Here is a 17,023-nt window from a genome sequence, read left to right as displayed (position 1 = left end):
CGGGTGATCTAGAATGAATCGGATCACCCTATGCCTGAGACGCTCTCCATTACCGACAACCGGACCGGGAAGACCTACGAAGTCCCGATCACCGAAGGCGCCATCCGCGCCACCGACCTGAAGAAGATCACGACCGGCGGCGAAGACCCGGGGCTGTGCACCTATGACCCGGCGTTCATGAACACCGCCGCCTGCAAGAGCAAGATCACGTACATCGACGGCGACAAGGGCATCCTGATGTACCGGGGATACCCCATCGAACAGCTCGCCGAGAAGAGCACCTACCTCGAGACGGCATACCTGATCCTGTTCGGCGAGCTCCCCACCAAGGGCCAGCTCGACGCGTGGACGCACTCCATCACCATGCACACGATGGTGCACGAGAACATCAAGAAGTTCATGGAGGGCTTTACCTACGACGCCCATCCGATGGGCGTGTTCATCAGCACCGTCGGCGCGATGTCGACGTTCTACCCGGACGGCAAGCAGATCTTCAACGCCGAGTCGCGACAGAAGCAGATTCGCCGCCTGATCGCGAAGACGCCGACGATTGCCGCCTACGCCTACCGCCACAGCATCGGGCGGCCCTACGTCTACCCCGACAACGACCTCAGCTTCACCGGCAACTTCCTGAACATGCTGTTCAAGATGACCGAGGTGAAGTACGCGCCGGACCCGGCGCTCGAGCGCGCGCTCGACGTGCTGTTCATCCTGCACGCCGATCACGAGCAGAACTGTTCGACCAGCGCCATGCGCGCCATCGGCAGCTCCAACGTCGATCCGTTCTCGGCCCTGGCCGGGGCGGCCGCCGCCCTCTACGGCCCGCTGCACGGCGGCGCCAACGAAGCCGTGCTGCGCATGCTGAAGGAGATCGGCTCGGTCGACCACATCCCCGCCTTCATCAAGAAGGTCAAGGCCGGCGAAGGCCGCCTGATGGGCTTCGGTCACCGCGTCTACAAGTCGTACGACCCCCGCGCCAAGATCATCAAGCGGACGGCGTACGAAGTGTTCGAGGTCACCGGCAAGAACCCGCTGCTCGAGATCGCGCTCGAGCTGGAGCGGATTGCCCTCGAGGACGAGTACTTCGTCAGCCGCAAGCTCTACCCGAATGTCGACTTCTACTCCGGCCTCATCTACCAGGCGATGGGCTTCCCGGTGGAGATGTTCGCGGTGCTGTTCGCGATTGCCCGCACGGTGGGCTGGGTCGCGCAGTGGGAAGAGATGCTGCTCGACCCGGAGACGAAGATCGCGCGCCCCAAGCAGCTCTACGAGGGCGCCACGACGCGGGAGTACATCCCGATGTCGAATCGATGATTTCGTGATTTGGTGAGTTGGTGATCTCGTGATCCAAAGACTGACTCTTGCCATTGGCGCCCTGGTGGTGCTCGCCGTGTCCGGCGCGCACGGTCAGGGCGCCGTTGCGTTTGACAGCTCCAAAGCCTGGGAACACCTGCGCCAGCAGGTGGCGATCGGGCCGCGGCCTTCCGGCTCGGCCGGCAACCTCAAGAACCGCGAATACATCACCAGGACGCTCGCCGCCATCGGCATCAAGGCCGTCGAGCAGGCGTGGACCGCGACCACGCCGATTGGCCCGATCAAGATGGTCAACCTGATCGCGACCATTCCCGGCCAGCGCGCCGAGCGCATCGTGCTGGCCAGCCACTTCGACACCAAGCTGTTCAGGGAATTCCGGTTCGTGGGCGCCAGCGACGGCGCCTCCAGCACCGCGGCCCTGCTCGAGCTCGCGCGCGTGCTCAAGGCCCGGCCGCAGCTCCCCTTCACCATCGAACTGCTGTTCCTCGACGGCGAGGAGGCCACCGGCGAGTGGCGTGACCCCGACAACACCTACGGCAGCCGCCACTACGTGGAGGTGGCGCGCAAGACCGGCACGCTGAAGTCGCTGCGGGCGATGATCCTGCTCGACATGATCGGCGACCGCCAGTTGAACATCCGCCGCGAGACCAACTCGACGCCGTGGCTGACCGACATCGTGTGGGGGGTGGCGCGGCGGCTCGGCCACCAGGCCAGCTTCATCAGCGAGGCCATGGCGGTCGAAGACGACCACCTGCACTTCCTGAAGGCCGGCGTGCCGTCGCTCGACCTCATCGATCTCGATTACCCGGCGTGGCACACCGCGCAAGACACGCTCGACGCGGTGTCCGCCCGCAGCCTGCAAATTGTCGGTGAGGTGGTGGTCGCGGCGCTGCCCGAGATCGAACAGCGTTTGCTCAAAGGGGTCTGACCCCGAGCAAGACACAGCGAGGGGGTCTGACCCCTCCGCGGCCTACCGGTACACTTCAGCGAGGATCTCGGCTTCGGTCAGCACCGTCGTCGACTCTTTAGCCTTCGCGAAGACCCGATCGACCACCGGGTCGCTGGCCACGATGCCGTGCTGCTCCAGCCAGAACAACACGTTCGACTTCCCTGACATCGGGCCGACCTCGATCTCCTGGTGCCGGCCGACCAGGCTGGCGGGGATGGCCGAGTAGACCGCGTCCATCAATTCGCGATCGCCCTTGCGCCACGCCTTGACCACGGCCGCGGCGTGCACCCCGGTGGCCGTGCGGAACGCGTCCCTGCCCACCACCGGATAGTTGTCGGGAATGGGGACGCCGCAGGCCGCCGACACCGCTGCGCAGTAAGGCATCAGCGGCGTCAGGTCGCGCTGCAGGAAACCCATCAACACGAGGTTGACCAGCAGCAGGTCCATGGGCGTGTTGCCGACGCGCTCGCCAATGCCCAGGGCGGCGGCGTGCACGCGTGAGGCGCCGGCCTCGAGCGCGGCAATGCTGTTGACGATCGCCAGGTCGCGGTCGCGGTGGCCGTGCCAGTCGATGCCGACGTCGGCGCCTTCGTCCTTGATCACCTGCGCGGCAAACTTGACCACGGCGCTGGCGCCCCACGGCGTGGCATGTCCCACGGTATCGGCCAGGCAAATGCGCTTGGCGCCGGACCGAATCGCGCAGACGTAGAGTTTCTTCAGTGTTTCCGGATCCGCGCGCGTGGTGTCTTCGGTGACGTACATCACCTCGAGGCCTTCGGCCACGGCGAACTTGATCGCCTCTTCGGTGCTCTTGAGCAGCCAGTCGAGCGTCCACCCTTCGGTGTACTGGCGGATGGGCGACGAGCCGATGAAGGTGCCGACCTCGATCGGCAGGCCGGTGCGCTGCGTGATCTCCGCGATCGGCCGGATGTCGCTGATCGTCGTCCGCGCCGCGCAGTTGGCGCGCACCTTCAGCCGCGCCCCGACAATCTCGCGCGCCAGGCGCTCGACGTCCTGCGCCACGTGCGGGCCGGCGCCCGGCAGGCCGATGTCGGCCGTGTCGATGCCGAGCTGGTCGATCAGGTGCAGGATGGTGATCTTCTGGCCGATGGTCGGCGTCTTCACCGACGGCGACTGCAGGCCGTCGCGCAGCGTCTCGTCGTCCAGCATCACGCGCTTGGGCACCGCCGGCGCGCCGATCTTGTTCCAGTCGTAAATCAGGGAAGCCAACATCTACTTCTTGGACGCTCGTGAGGCCACGGCGGTCGCGGCGATGCCGGAGCCGAGGATGAGACCCAGCCACACGCCCGACCGGCGCGCGGCCGACCGCACCATGGGCCGGAAGCCGTCGTTGATGGTCGTCACCGGCAGGCCGCCGGCGTGCCGGAGGACCTGGCTGCTGGCAAACGCATGGCCCGCCGCGCGCGTCTGCCAGTCGAAGGTGACGTTGAAGACGACGATGGCGAGCACGGCCCACAGCCCGGCCGCCAGGCGAACCCGTTGTGTCATCACGCGCCGGTGTACTTCACGATGACCGCCGTCACGTCGTCGTATTGCTCGGCGCCAAGCGCGAACACGCCGACGGCTTCCATCAGCTTCTCGAGGACGACCGTGGCGGGCTCCTGGTGGTGGCGCTCGAGCACCTCGGCCATGCGCTGCTCGCCGAACTCCTCGCCGGCGACGTTGTGCGCCTCGGTGACGCCGTCACTATAAAGGACCATGGTGTCGCCGGGCTTCAGGTCGATCGTGTCGGCCGAGTACTGGGCCATATCGAACAGGCCGACCGGCATGCCGCCGGCCTCGATCCGCTTCAGGCCATCGACGCCGTAGACGAACGGCGGATTGTGGCCACCGTTACAGAACACCAGCTTGCCGGTCGGGGCGAGTTGGCCGTAGAGCAGCGTCGCGTACCGCGCGTCGATCTGGCGGCGGGTCAGCACCTTGTTGATGCCGTCCACGGTCTGCGCCGGGTCGTCGCCAATCGATGCGAACGCGGAGAAAATCCCCATGATCTTGGAGGTGAGCAGGGCTGCGGCCGGCCCCTTGCCGGCGACGTCGCCGACCAGGAAGCCGAACATGCCGTCGGGCGTGTCGATGAGGTCGAAGAAGTCGCCGCCAATCGAGCGGGCCTGGAGCGAGGTGCCGGCGGCCTCGAAGAACGAGCCGGAGTGCGTGCCCTCCGGCAGCAGCGCGCGCTGGATTTCCGCAGCGATCTTCAGTTCGTGCTCGATGCGGGCTTTCTCGAGGGTCTCGCGGTAGAGCCGCGCGTTCTCAATGGCGACGCCGGCCTCGGTGGCCAGGGTGTCGAGCGCGGTGCGGGTGTGCGGCGCCAGCAGGCTGCCCTTCTCGCGGCTGTCGAGATAGAGCACGCCGATGTTCTTGGTCTCGCTGGCCATGTCGGCGCGGTCCAGGTAGCGGACCATGCGGAGCGGAATGCAGGCGACGTGGCGGATGCCGAGCGCGACGGTGCCCATGTGCACGTTGGCGAGGTCGCCATCCAGGAGGTCGGCGACGATCTTGAGTTCGCCGGTGGCGAACACCTCTTCGGGAATCTTGCGGCTGGTGTTGAATCCGGTCGCCGGCAGGGTGATGCGGCCCTTGGCCCGCGCCAGCTTCATCTCGAGCGGCTGGCCGGTGGCCGCCAGCATGATGAAACCGCGTTCGGCGCCGGCCACGTCGATGGCGGCATCGAGCACCAGGGCGAGCACCTCGTCGAGCACGCGGCCCGAGCCGAGGGCGCGCAGGCCTTCGAGCAGCGCGGCCAGTTGCCGCAGGTCGTTGACGGCGCTGGCGTGCGAGCGGTCGGTGTGCGCGGGCGCGTCGCCGGTCAGGAATACGACGTCGGCGCCACTGGCGCGGCCGAACTGGACCTTGTCACCATGCGCAAGGGTGTGCTCGGTGACCGACTCGCCGTTGACGAACGTGCCGTAGCGCGAGCCCTTGTCGCGCAGCACCCACGTGCCGTCCACTTCGACGATCTCCGCGTGTTCGCGGGAGACGTCGCTGCCCACCAGGCGGAGGTCGCTTTCCGTACGCCGGCCGATCAGCAACTGGGCCTTCGTGATCGCGACGATCCGTTGGCCGAGGCCGTCGTTTACTTCGAGCCGCGCATTTGCCATAGGGACGAGCGGGCGCCGCCACGGGGGCCCGAACGCCTCATCATAACAGGCTTCCGCAGGCGACCTCGCGGGCGACCGCGGCCAGGGCCAGGCCCAGCAGCACGAGGCCCACCCAGGGCAGCCGCGAGCGCCGCGGACGCGACGCGGGTGGGGTGATTCGCGGCTCCGCGGTGGCGGCGCCGCACTTGTAGCAGATCAGCGCGTTGGCCGCGATTTCCGCTCCGCACGAGCGACATTTCATCGTTATTCGCTATTCTAGCTGAAGGCTCCCTGCGATGATTCCGCTTCGCGACGTCATTCCGTCCCGCACCACGCCCGGCGTCACGATCGGATTGATCGTCGTCAACCTCGTCATCTTCCTGTTCCAGTCGGCGCTGCCGGAACGGACCGCCGCGGCCTTCGTCGGCACGTTCGCGCTGGTGCCGGCGCACTTCTCGTTCGTCGACGCGTTCACGTCGATGTTCGTGCATGCCGGCGTCGCCCACCTCGCGGGCAACCTGCTGTTCCTGTGGATTTTCGGCGACAACGTCGAAGACCGGCTGGGGCACGGCCGCTACGCCGTGTTCTATTTGTTCTGCGGGTTCGTGGCGGCGCTCGCGCAAACCCTGCTCTACCCGGACTCGAACGTGCCGATGATTGGCGCCAGCGGCGCGATTGCCGGCGTGATGGGCGCGTATCTCGTGCTCTATCCGCACTCGCGCGTGCTGATGCTCTTCCCGTTCCCGCCGATCCTGTTCGAACTGCCGGCCGGTTTCTTTCTCGGATTCTGGTTCCTGGTGCAGTTCCTGAGCGGCCTCGGCTCGCTGACCATCGTCCAGGCGAACCAAGTCTCAGGCGGGGTGGCGTTCTGGGCCCACGTGGCGGGCTTCGCCTGCGGCCTCGCGCTGGTGCGCCCCATGCGCCGCCGCGAGCGGATGGACGTCGACTGGTGGGATACTCACACGCTCTGATTTGGTGACTTGGAGATCTCGCGATCTCGTGACTGCAACTCACGAGGTCACCAACTCACCAGATCACTAAATCATGATTTCTTTCGTATCTCAGCCGACACCTGCGCCAGTTCCAGCATCAGTTTCTCGAACTGCGCGTTCCACTCGGCCTCGGGCATGACACCCTTCAACTGCTTGTGCTCTTCGGCCTGCGCTTCGAGCGTGCGGCGGCGCTTCACCAACGCCGCCATCTCCGGCGTCGCGCTCTCGGCGGCATTCTCCGCGTCCAGGTAGGCGATGCGCGCGATGCCGCCGTCAGGACCCTCGGCGCTCGCCTCGCGGCCCTTGCCGTCGCCGTTGTCGTCGATCACCGCCCGCTCGGTCGCGAGCTGACCCCGCTGCTCGTAGTGCTGCTTCACCGCGGCGCTGGCGGCGGCAAACACCTCGAAGATGGAGGTGCGGCCGTTCTTGTCGAGGTCGGTCGAGGCTTCACGCATCGCCTTCACGAAGTACTCGGGGAACACCGTGGCGTATTTCTGCGCCGCCGAATCGGTGGCGGTGATCACCACGCGGCCCTTCGCCGTGAGCGATTCGAGAAACGGAAAGCTGGCCTCGGTCGTGTTGACCACCGCCAGCCGGCCCTGGACGCCGGCCAGCAGGTCCGTCCAGTCCTTCGCCGTCAGGTCCGGGCCGACCAGGTTGAACTTGGCGACGTCGCCGTCGTAGGTGCCGTGGCCGAGCAGGACGACCAGGACGAAGTCGTCCCTGGTCCCGCCCTTCTTGATGTCGGCGAACACCTTGCGGACGTTCTCCGCTGAACCCTTCTCCGCCGCGGCCGCGGTTTCATCCACCAGCAGGCGAACGTGCTCGGCCTTGAAGCCGTAGCGGTCGACCATGGCAGAGCGCAAACCGTCGCGCCACTCCTTCATCTGCTCCGCGTACTTCTCGCCGCCGGACGCACCCGAGACGATTACCGCCCAACGAGTTTCTGCACCCGCTGACACCGGCCACAGCACGGCGAACATGGCGAGAAGCACCCACCCGTATTTGATCTGTGCCATCTGTGTCATCTGCGGCCCTGGTGTCTTCGTCTGCGTCATCGGCGTCACGCCAGTCCCGCTCTCCTGCGTGATACCCATTCGGCGGCGAGCAAGCCAATGACGGCGAGCAGGCTCCAGCCATTGTGCCAGAGGTCGCGCTGCTCCGGCGTGCCGGCGTCAACGCGGGATTCGCGGAGCAACGCCGGCAACCGGCCCGCTTCCGCGGCCGGCAGGTAGCGGCCCCTGGTTTCGGCGGCCAGCCGCCGCAACACCGCCTCGTTCAACCGCGGCTGTGCCATCTCGAGATCCGCGCCGCCCACCAGGACCTGCCGCGAGGCGGTGCCGATGCGGGTGCCGGCGCGGGCCGCCGTGGCATCGAGCCGATACACGCCCGGCTGGTCGAAGCGGGCCGCCACCGCGTAGCGCCCTTCTTGCGGGCTCAGCAGCGCCGGCGTCAGCAGCCTGGATTCGCCATTCGGCGCCGTCACGGCCAGCGACACTTCAGCGTCGGCGACCGGCGCGAAATCCCCGTTCCTGACCGTGACCGCGATCCGTTCGGTGACGCCCGGCACGGTCGGCGTCATCGCCGCAATCGACACCGGAGCCGCCGCGCCGGCCGTGATCCAGCGGGCCAGTTGCCGCCAGATCGTCTCGTAACTCTGATCCGTCGCCGGCCGCAGCATCCGCCAGCGCCACGACGCCTCGCCGGCAAATACCATCGACCGGCCCTGTCCGTAGCGCTGCGCGGCGATCAGCGGCTGCGGCGACCCACCCGCGCTCATCGCGACCACCAGCACCTGGGCGCCCGGCCGCGGACCGCCGAGCGGCGCGACCGACGCGAGCGCGGGCAGCTGCGCCCACCGCTGCCGGCTGTCCGCCTCCGTCACGGCCAGGCGGGTCGCCGGATGCAGCGCGCCATCCGGCGTCAACGCCGCGGTGTTGGGCAGCGCCGGCGCGAACGTATTCGCGGCCAGCGCCACGCTCGCGCGGCGATCAGTCAGATCGATCGGCAGCACCTCTTCGAGCGGCGTGCCGGACAAGCCTTGCCGATCGAAGGACCGCGCGCCGAGCACCAGCAGGCCGCCGCCCCGTTCGGCGACGAAGGCCGCGGTCAACTCCAGCTGATCGCGCGTGAAGAAGTCGGCCTCGATGTTGCCGAAGATCACCGCGTCGTAGGCGAACAGCTCGGACCGCTTCGACGGGTAGCCGCCGGCCAGCGCCGCCACCCGGCCGGCCGCGGCCTGCACGTAGAACGTGTCGCGGCCATCGTCGCTCTGGCCCTTGCGCACCACCGCGTCGACGTCGAGGCCCGGGTCCTGGGCGAGGGCGCGCTTGAGAAACGTGTGCTCGTAGCCAGGGGCGCCTTCGACGATCAGGATCTTGCGGCGTCCGGTTTGGGCGGGCACCAGCACGCTGCGCAGGTTGTTCTCGGCCGCCAGCTCGCCGTCGGCCATCGGGATTTCGACCGAGTAGACGGTGGCCGCGTCCGCCGCCGGCGACACGGTGAACACTTCGTGGATGGGCGCGCCGTCGGCCGGCGGGTTCACGCGTCTCACCTCGATGGGGCGGCCATTGGCGCTGACGCGGAGCTCAACGGGGTCCTTGCCGAAGCCGGTGCTGGTCGCCGACACGCTGAGGTCGATCGAGGCGCCGGGCAGCAGGGGCTCTCCCGCGGTGAGGTTGCCGACCTCGCGATCGCGCGGCGGCGCCGTGGCGCCGATGCCCACGGCGAGCACCGGCGCGTCCACGAGGCGGGCGGACGCGTCTCGCTCCTGCGGCGCCGTGTCACCACCGTCCGATAGCACAATCACGCCGGCCACCCGATCGCGGCGATGCCGATCGGCGAGGTCGGCCAGCGCGCCGCTGAGATCGCTGCGCCGGGCGGTGGCGGCCATGTGATCGATGTGGCCGGGCGCGAGCGCTTCGCCGAAGGTCAGGACCTCGAGGCGGTATTCGCCCGAGAGGCGCGCCTCGAGGTCGCGGACAATCTCGCGGGCGCGATCGAGCCGCGACGGCCCATCAGCGTCGGTCAGCCGCATGCTACGGGACACGTCCACGAGCACGGGCAGCAGGCTGTTGCGCGCGGCCGCCGGCGGCACCAGCACGACGGGCCGCAGCAGGATCGCGATCAGCAGCATCAGCGTGAGTGCGCGCAACCCGGCCAGCAGCAGGCGCATGGAACGGGTCAGCGCGACCGGCACGCGCGCGTAGGCCAGCCAGGCGAGAACCAGCGCGGTGCCGAACACCAGCGCGTAGCCCCACCAGGGGAGGAGAACCGCGAACCTCATGGGCGTTTCACCGGAATGGCCTGCCTACCGGTTGGGCTTTCGCGGCGCGGCCAGCGACTGGTAGTAGCGATCGACCAGCGCCCGATAGGTCTCGGACACCGCGTCATGCCGGCCGGCGTTCAAGCGCTCGTTGTTCTCGCGCGCGCGCAGCTGTTCCGACAACTGTGACTCGGTGCGCTCGAGCGCGACCAGCAGGTTCTTCTTGAGCGTTTCCCAGTTGGCGAAGTCCTGCTTGAACGCTTCGGTGCCCGGCGCCGACACGCTGCGCTGCCATTGCTCCGGCGTGGTGCCGCGCGGCATGCCCGGGTTCTCGCGCTGCACGCCTTCGGCCAGCTTCTGCGCTTCGCGCATCTGGTTGTCGGCATCGCGCTGCAGACGCGCCACCGATTCGGCGCGACCGCCTGCCGCCGTCCCCGGCTGGCCGCTCGCGCCCTGGCGGCCTTTCGCACCCGGCTGTCCCTGAGCACCCGGCTGGCCCGGTTGCTGGCCTGGCTGCGCCTGTTGACCACGCTCGCCGGCCGGTTGCCCTTGCGGCTGGCCGTCGCGCGACTCGCCCGCCCGCGCCAACGTGTCCATGGTCCGCTGCAGTTCGCTCAGCCGATCGCGCAATTCCTGGGTGCGGGCCAACTGCTCCGATAGCTTCGCGGCCTCGCTGTCTTGCGCGCCGGTAGCCGAACCGAGACGCTCGGCCACCTTGTCGAGTACGCGCGCGAGTTCGTCCGGCTTGCCGGGCCCGTCGCCGCCCTCCGGCGGCGCCTGTCGCATCGATTGCGCGGACTGGCGCATGCGTTCGGCGATCTTCCCGCGAACGAGTTCACGCGCGGCCTCCGACATGGCCTGGCGATCATCCGCTTCCGCCTCCGGCGCGTCCTTCGCGAGCTGACGCACGGACTCGCCCAGCCGCTCGGTGCGATCCGCCAGCCGCTCCTGCTCGGCTGCCAGCCGGCGCCTGGCGTCTTCCCCGGCGCTGCCAGGGGCTGTTCTGGTTGCTTCGTTGCCCAGCCGCCGCTCGGCATCGGCGAGCTGCCGCGCCTCCATCTGCAGGTCGCCAATAGCACGGCGGCGCTCGTCCGGACGCGAGCCCTGCATCTGCTGCTCGAGGTTGCGCAGTTGCTGCGAGGCGCGATCCCCGCGCGCGCTGGCCTGCTGCGGATCCTGCCGGCGCAGGTCACCTTCGGCGTTGCGCATCTCTTCGGAAATCTCGCGCAGCTTCTGGCTGTCGGCCTGGGACCCCTGCCCACCCTGCGCGCCCTGGCTCTGGCCGCCGCCCTGCTGCTGTTGTTGCCGCGACGAATCCGGGCTGCGAGCGGCCGGTGACTGCTGCTGCAGCTGCTGCGACAACTCCTCAGCCTGCTTGCGCAACTCGTTCTGGTCCCGAGTGAGCCGTTCGAGCTGACGCTTGATCTCTTCCGCGGTCAGCGCGCCCTGGTTCTTCGCCAGGTCACGCTGCTGCCGGGCCAACGCTTCCTGGCGGCGGGCCAGCTCGCGGATGCCGGCCAGCGGGTCGTCAGCCTTCTTGGCCTCATCCGCGCGCGCGTCGCTCGTCGATGGCGTCTCGTAGTTGGTCTGCTGCCGCTTGCGCAGCTCCTGCTCGAACAGCGTCGACAGGTCGAGGGTCTGGCGGTTGCCGTTGCCGCCGCCGCCGCGCGCCTGCTGCATGGCCACCTGGCGCCGGCGAATCTCGGCCTGCGCCTTCAGCAAATTACCGAGCGCGTCTTCCTCGTGGGGCAGCGACTGCGCGGTGTTGAGGCGCTGGAGTTCGGTGACGGCCCGGCCCATGGCTGCCACGGCCTTGGCGATCGGGTCGTCGGTGCCGGCCCGCGTCAGGCCGGGCTGCGCGCCGCGCCGCCGCCGCTGCTGCGCAAACGCGGCCGCCGACAGGTCGCCGGCAATCGATTCGGCCTTTTCCTTCACGCCGGTCTGGGCGTCGGCGACGGTCCTGATGTCGCCTGCCGATCGCGCATCACGCGCGCGACGGGCGCGGGCGTCGAGCTTCCAGGTGGCGGCGATGATGTCCTTCTCCTGGGCAATCAGATCCTCGAGGCCGGTCTGCTCGCCCTGCATGCCGCCCATGGCCTGGCTTTCCGACGCCGTGAATTCCTCTTCGTACGGCTTCACCTCGAGGAAGAAGATGTCGCTTCTCGCCTCGGTCGAACGGCGACCGCGGCCGACGTCACGCGCCCGCGCGTGGTAGGTCACGAAATCACCGGGCGCCACGCGCAGATCCTCGAGATACACCGTGTGCTCGCCGGCGGCCGCCGAGCCGGTGATCGGCTGGCCGAGCGGGACGACGGTCTCTTTTCCGCCGGACGTCTTGATCACCAGTTCCAGCGACTGCACGCCGTAGTCGTCGTCGGCGCGCGCCTCGATGGCCACTTCTTCGAGCGGCGACACCTGCTTGTCGCCGGCCGGGCGCAGGATGCGGACGTCGGGCGGCCGGTCGTTCAGCATGCGGATGAAATACTCCGTGCCCTCGCTCGACAGGTCGTCAACATCCTTGAGCGCAATGCGGTACGAGCCGTCCTTCGCCACCGTCAGCTCGGCCGACAACACCGTGTCGCTTCCAGACAGCGTCACCGCGGTGCCATCCGAGAGTGCGAGCTGTCCCTGCTTCACGGGCTTGTCGGTGGTAATGGTGAGGTGTGCCCTGGTCCCCGCCGGCGCGTAGATGTCGCCGCTGTCTTCCTCCGTCTGCGGCGGCAGGCCGACGCCGTTCGGATACTCGTAGCGCACGTCCACCCGCGCCACGCGAACCGGCCGGATCACGTCCACCTGGAACGCATCGGAGTGCGCGGCGCCAAGGGACACCGAATACGGGAACGACGTTTCGATGTTGTTCAGGGTGATGGTGAATTCGCCGGACGCCGCGCCGGGCGACATCCGCGCGGAGCGTGCCGCGTCGCCCTCACCCACGGTGATGGACGGGATGAGGCCGCCGTCGAGGCCCGGAATCCGCGCCACCACGGTGAGCGGCTGCCCGGCCCTGACCTTGGTGGAGCCAGGGACCACCGCGATCGCATAGTGCTTGGGAAACAGGTACGCGCCCACCACGTCGGCGGCACGGCCCGCCGATGGCGCGAAGACACCCGCGGCCGCGAGGAGCCCGAGGCTCGCCAGCGCGGCGCCGGCCGCGGCGCGCCGCCGCGTGTCACGGCTGACCAGGGCGTCGAAGTCCAGCGCGCGCGCGGCGCGGATGGCATCCGCGACCAGCAGGTCGCCGATCGGCGAGGAGCCGAGGCCGCCCTTCTCCACCGCGGTCACCAGCACGTCGTCCAGGCCGCCGGCCTGCTCCTCGATGAAGCGGGCCATCTGCTTGTCGGTGGGCGGCTGCCGCAGCGGCAGCAGCGCGAAGACCAGTGAGGTGACGGCGACGATCGTGACGGCGCCCACGGCCAGCACCAGCGGCAGGCCCTCACGCGCCACCAGCCACACCGCCAGCAGGCCGACGAGCAACATCGACGCGGCGGTGGCGGCCCCGAGCGCCCACGCGCTGAGGAGCGCGCGGCGCGTCCAGCGCGCCCGCACGTCCGCGAGAATCGTTCGAAGCTCGACGAAGCGATCGCTCATGCGCTGCTCTGTGTCCATCCTAGCTCACGCCGCGCGGCGCCCGACGAGCGCTTCGCCAGCCAGAGCCACCAGCATCACGAGCAGGCCCACCTGCCACCATCGCTGCTGGTCCTCGACCTCCCGCGCCGCGTTGATCGGCTCGCGCGCATCGGATCGGTTGGTCCTGACGATGCTCTTCGTGAACTCGTCAACGCTGGTGGCCGCGGGACTCGATTCGCGCACGTCCACGTTGACCACCATCGCGCGAGCGGCGGCGCCCGCGCCGGTCACCACCACGCCCGGCGCCGGCGGCGCTCCCGCCGGCACTTCCGGCAACGTCCACTCCTGCCGCTGCTGCCGTCCGCGCGTCAGGTAGCGTGCCGTTTCCACCGCGAACGGGACAAACGACGGGTGCAACGGGAAGCGGCTCCATTGGTTGTCGAGGTCCGAGGTGAACACCAGCAACCGCCCCTCCCCGACCGCCTGTTCCGTGAGCGCCGCGTCGCCGCCGGACAGTCGGGCCAGCACGGTCCGGTCGGCCTGATCGTTTAGACGCCGGTGCTGGTCCACCTGGACGTCGCCCAGGGCGCCCGATGGGATGAGAAACGGGCGAAAGATGGGATGACGGCTGTCGCTGGCCACCAGCGTCGCGCCGGGCGTGCGCACCGGTGCCGGCACCACGCCGAGGTCGGTGCCGATGACGTCGGCCAGGGTCCCCGGATCGACGTCCGGCCCCAAGGTAAGCAACACCTGGCCGCCGCCGGCAAGGTAGGTCTTCACCAGCTCACGCCCGGAGCGATCGAGCGTGCGCGTGCCCAGCACGACCAGGGCCGCATGGTTCGCCATCTCGGCGGCGGTCCATTTCGACAGCACGCGGCCATCGGCCACCGTGACGGCAAACTCACGGCCGTCACCGGCCACCGACAGCGCCCGTTCCACATAGATGCCGCCGGTTGCTCCCGTCGGATCGGCGACCAGCGCGGCAATCGACACCGACGGGCGCGGGTCCAGCACGACGTAGCGGGTGTTGTCAGGCTGGTAGCCATCCACATCGTCGATCACCACCTGCGCGGCGCCGCCACTTCCGAAGGCGCCCGGTAACTCGGCGTCGGCCGCCGCCAGCGGCGCCATCGTCACGTTCGCCCGCGCCACTTCCTTGCCCTCAACCACCAGCCGCACCGCGGCGCTCGCCTCTTCGCTGCCGTAGTTCTGCACCGTCGCCGCCACCATGCGGGCGCGGCGCACCGCCGACGTCACGGCGAGGTTGGTCCGCGGCGGGGCCACGCCGACCACGGTCACCTCAACGCCATCAGGCAGCCCGCCATCGTCGTTGGCTTCCCACCCCGATTGCTGGAGGTCCGTGACCATCACCACGCGCCCTTCGCGGGCGCCCACCACTTCGCTCGCGCTGGCGAGTACCGTGCGGTATCGAGTGCCGCCGGGCCCGGCGGACGCCGCGGCAATGGCGGCACGCACCGCTCCGCGGTCGGAGGTGGGCTGAACGGCCACCGACGCGGAATCCGCAAACGTGATCAGCGCCACGGCGTGAGACGCGGGTGCGGCATCCACGGCCTGCGACGCGGCTTGCTGCGCCTTCGCGAACTGGCCCGGTGCCGACAGGCTCATCGAGGTATCGAGCGCGACCACGGTCACCGGCGCTGACAGCGGCGCCACCGCGCCCGCGACGTAGGGCCGCGCGAACGACACGGCGAGCAGGATCAGCGCCGCCACCCGCAGGGCCAGGAGGATCAGCTCCCGCAACCGCCGCCGCCGCTGCTGCTGCACGGGCGCGCGAGTCAGCAGCCTCACCGACGGGAAATCGATCACGACTTCGGTCTTGCGATGGAGCAGGTGCAGCAGGATGGGCACGGCCGCGGCCAGCGCGCCAATCAGGAACAGCGGCGAGAGAAACGAGATGCCGAACATCAGATCACTCTGCGGCGCGTCATCAAGTACGCCATCAGCCCGTGCTCGAGCGGCTGCGACGTGTCGAGCAGGCAGTAGTCGATGCCGACCAGTCCCAGCTCGCGCTTGTAGTGCGCGATCATCGCCTGCATCCGCTCGATGTAATCCTTGCGGACCGTGGCCGGCACGGCCACTACTTCGTCCGCCGTTTCCATGTCGCGAAAGCGCGCGGCTCGCTCGAACGGGAACTCTAGTTCGTACGGGTCGAGCACGTGAAACACGACGACGTCGGTACCGCGATAGCGGAAGTGCTTCAGGCCGTCGAGTACCTGCTGCGGGTCGTCCAACAAGTCCGAGACCAGCACGACGAGGCCACGCTTGCGAACCGCGGCCGCCAGGTCGTGCAACGGCTTGGCGACGTTGGTGTGCGCGCCCAGCTGCAGTCGCTCGAGCGCGAGCAGCACCGCGCGCAGGTGGCCGGTGCGCGCGTTGGCCGGCACCAGCGAGGCAATCTTGTCGTCGAACGCAATCAGCCCGAACGCGTCGCGCTGCCGGTTCATCAGGTAGGCGAGCGCCCCGGCCAGGTACGACCCGTATTGCAGCTTGGTGACGGAGCCCGACGCGTAGCCCATCGACGCGCTGACGTCGAGCAGCAGGTGGCAGGTGAGGTTGGTCTCCTCTTCGTACTTCTTGACGAAGTGCCGATCGGAACGCGCGTAGACCTTCCAGTCCAGCGTCGCCAGGTCGTCCCCGGGCAGGTACTGGCGATACTCGGCAAACTCGACGCTGAACCCCTTGTACGGACTGCGATGCAATCCGGTCAGGAACCCTTCGACGATGGTTCGCGCCTTCAGGTCAATCGTGCCGAGCCGCGCCACGATCGCCGGGTCGAGGAACCGCGCCGCCCCAGCCATGGCCTACAACCCGCTGGCGGGCACCGGCACGGCGGCCACCAGCTGATCGACAATGCGATCGGGCGTGATGCCTTCGGCCTCGGCGTAGAAGTTCGGGAGCACGCGATGCCGCAGGATGGGCTTGGCCAGCGCCTGGATGTCCTTCACCGAGACGTGATGGCGGCCGTGAAGCAGCGCCCGCGCCTTGGCGCCAATCACCAGGGCATGAGAAGCGCGCAGCCCGGCGCCCCACTTCACCCACTTGTCGATGAAGTCGAGCTTTTCACCACGGCCCGGACGCGAACTGTCGGCGAGGCGGACCGCGTAACGGACCACGTCTTCGGCGACCAGCACCTGCCGCACGTAGTGCTGGATGGCGAGAATCTCGGCGCCGTCGAGGACCTTCGCCGGCTCCGCCCGCTTGGTGCCCGTGGTGTCGGTCACCACCTGCACCTCGTCGTCTTCCGACAGATAGGTCATCACCACGTTGAACAGGAAGCGATCGAGCTGCGCCTCCGGCAGCGGATAGGTGCCTTCGAGCTCGATCGGATTCTGCGTCGCCAGCACGAAGAACGGCCGCTCGAGCGGATAGGTGTGGCCCGCGGCCGTGACGTGGTACTCCTGCATGGCCTCGAGCAACGCCGCCTGCGTCTTCGGCGGCGTGCGGTTGATCTCGTCGGCCAGGATGATCTGCGCGAAGATCGGCCCGTGCACGAAGCGCAGGGCGCGGTGCCCGTTCTCTTCGTCGAGCACCTCGGTGCCGGTGATGTCGGCTGGCATCAGGTCCGGCGTGAACTGGATGCGCTTGAACTTGAGGTCCAGGATCTGCGCCAGCGTCTTGACCAGCAGCGTCTTGGCCAGGCCGGGCACGCCGGTGATCAGGCAATGGCCGCCGCAGAACAGCGCCATCAGCACTTCGTCGACCACCTCGTCCTGGCCGACGATCACCTTGCGTAACTCCGTTAGGATCTTCTGCCGGCTCCCGGCGACGCGTTCCGCCAGGCCTTCAACGGCCACGTCCGTCGTGCGATTCATGAAAC

13 protein-coding genes are annotated in these 17,023 nt (G+C 68.7%); 3 read left to right on the top strand and 10 right to left on the bottom strand.

Annotated features, from left to right (window positions below; translation table 11 throughout):
• The first annotated feature begins 30 nt into the window (after positions 1–30).
• The gene (locus WC815_00200) at positions 31–1,314 is read left to right on the top strand and encodes a citrate synthase (GenBank protein MFA5907175.1); all 1,284 of its coding nucleotides are present in this window, start codon (positions 31–33) and stop codon (positions 1,312–1,314) included.
• Positions 1,315–1,342: 28 nt separating this feature from the next.
• Positions 1,343–2,242 carry a M28 family peptidase gene (locus WC815_00195; protein ID MFA5907174.1) on the top strand — a complete coding sequence of 300 codons (900 nt, stop codon included), beginning with the start codon at positions 1,343–1,345 and terminating at the stop codon, positions 2,240–2,242.
• A gap of 42 nt (positions 2,243–2,284) precedes the next feature.
• Here the strand turns inward: WC815_00195 and WC815_00190 are convergent, their stop codons facing one another.
• From WC815_00190 to WC815_00175, 4 genes are read right to left on the bottom strand one after another with little or no spacing between them, the layout of a single operon-like run.
• Entirely contained in the window at positions 2,285–3,496 is a 1,212-nt protein-coding gene (locus WC815_00190; GenBank protein MFA5907173.1) for a LeuA family protein, read from the bottom strand.
• On the bottom strand, positions 3,497–3,772 hold the full coding sequence (locus WC815_00185) for a hypothetical protein (protein ID MFA5907172.1): 276 nt from the start codon (positions 3,770–3,772) through the stop codon (positions 3,497–3,499). It lies immediately after the preceding gene.
• Entirely contained in the window at positions 3,772–5,382 is a 1,611-nt protein-coding gene (locus WC815_00180; protein ID MFA5907171.1) for a SpoIIE family protein phosphatase, read from the bottom strand. The genes WC815_00185 and WC815_00180 overlap by 1 nt, the downstream gene beginning before the upstream one ends.
• A gap of 40 nt (positions 5,383–5,422) precedes the next feature.
• Positions 5,423–5,623, bottom strand: a complete 201-nt coding sequence (locus WC815_00175; protein MFA5907170.1) for a zinc-ribbon domain-containing protein — start codon at positions 5,621–5,623, stop codon at positions 5,423–5,425.
• A gap of 34 nt (positions 5,624–5,657) precedes the next feature.
• Between WC815_00175 and WC815_00170 the strand changes: the two genes are divergently transcribed.
• The gene (locus WC815_00170; GenBank protein ID MFA5907169.1) at positions 5,658–6,332 is read left to right on the top strand and encodes a rhomboid family intramembrane serine protease; all 675 of its coding nucleotides are present in this window, start codon (positions 5,658–5,660) and stop codon (positions 6,330–6,332) included.
• 71 nt (positions 6,333–6,403) lie between these two features.
• On the opposite strand, the gene WC815_00165 is transcribed toward WC815_00170, so the two are convergent.
• Genes WC815_00165 through WC815_00140 form a run of 6 tightly spaced genes read right to left on the bottom strand, consistent with a single transcriptional unit; the run spans position 6,404 to position 17,018 of the window.
• Positions 6,404–7,372: a hypothetical protein gene (locus WC815_00165; GenBank protein MFA5907168.1), complete on the bottom strand. Its 969-nt coding sequence runs from the start codon at positions 7,370–7,372 to the stop codon at positions 6,404–6,406.
• Between the two features lie 44 nt (positions 7,373–7,416).
• On the bottom strand, positions 7,417–9,639 hold the full coding sequence (locus tag WC815_00160) for a glutamine amidotransferase (protein ID MFA5907167.1): 2,223 nt from the start codon (positions 9,637–9,639) through the stop codon (positions 7,417–7,419).
• A gap of 24 nt (positions 9,640–9,663) precedes the next feature.
• Positions 9,664–13,206, bottom strand: coding sequence for a DUF4175 family protein (locus WC815_00155; GenBank protein ID MFA5907166.1), 3,543 nt, complete (start codon positions 13,204–13,206; stop codon positions 9,664–9,666).
• A 24-nt stretch (positions 13,207–13,230) separates the two neighbouring features.
• Entirely contained in the window at positions 13,231–15,111 is a 1,881-nt protein-coding gene (locus WC815_00150; GenBank protein MFA5907165.1) for a BatA domain-containing protein, read from the bottom strand.
• Positions 15,111–16,004 (bottom strand): DUF58 domain-containing protein, encoded by an 894-nt coding sequence (locus WC815_00145; GenBank protein ID MFA5907164.1) that lies wholly within the window; start codon positions 16,002–16,004, stop codon positions 15,111–15,113. The genes WC815_00150 and WC815_00145 overlap by 1 nt, the downstream gene beginning before the upstream one ends.
• Positions 16,005–16,007: 3 nt before the next feature.
• The gene (locus WC815_00140) at positions 16,008–17,018 is read right to left on the bottom strand and encodes an AAA family ATPase (GenBank protein MFA5907163.1); all 1,011 of its coding nucleotides are present in this window, start codon (positions 17,016–17,018) and stop codon (positions 16,008–16,010) included.
• Between the last annotated feature and the right edge of the window lie 5 nt (positions 17,019–17,023).

It is taken from the genome of Vicinamibacterales bacterium, assembly GCA_041659285.1.
Lineage (GTDB): Bacteria > Acidobacteriota > Vicinamibacteria > Vicinamibacterales > UBA2999 > 12-FULL-67-14b.
Note: the sequence above shows the minus strand (reverse complement) of the source record. Positions and strands in the feature narration are given on the sequence as shown.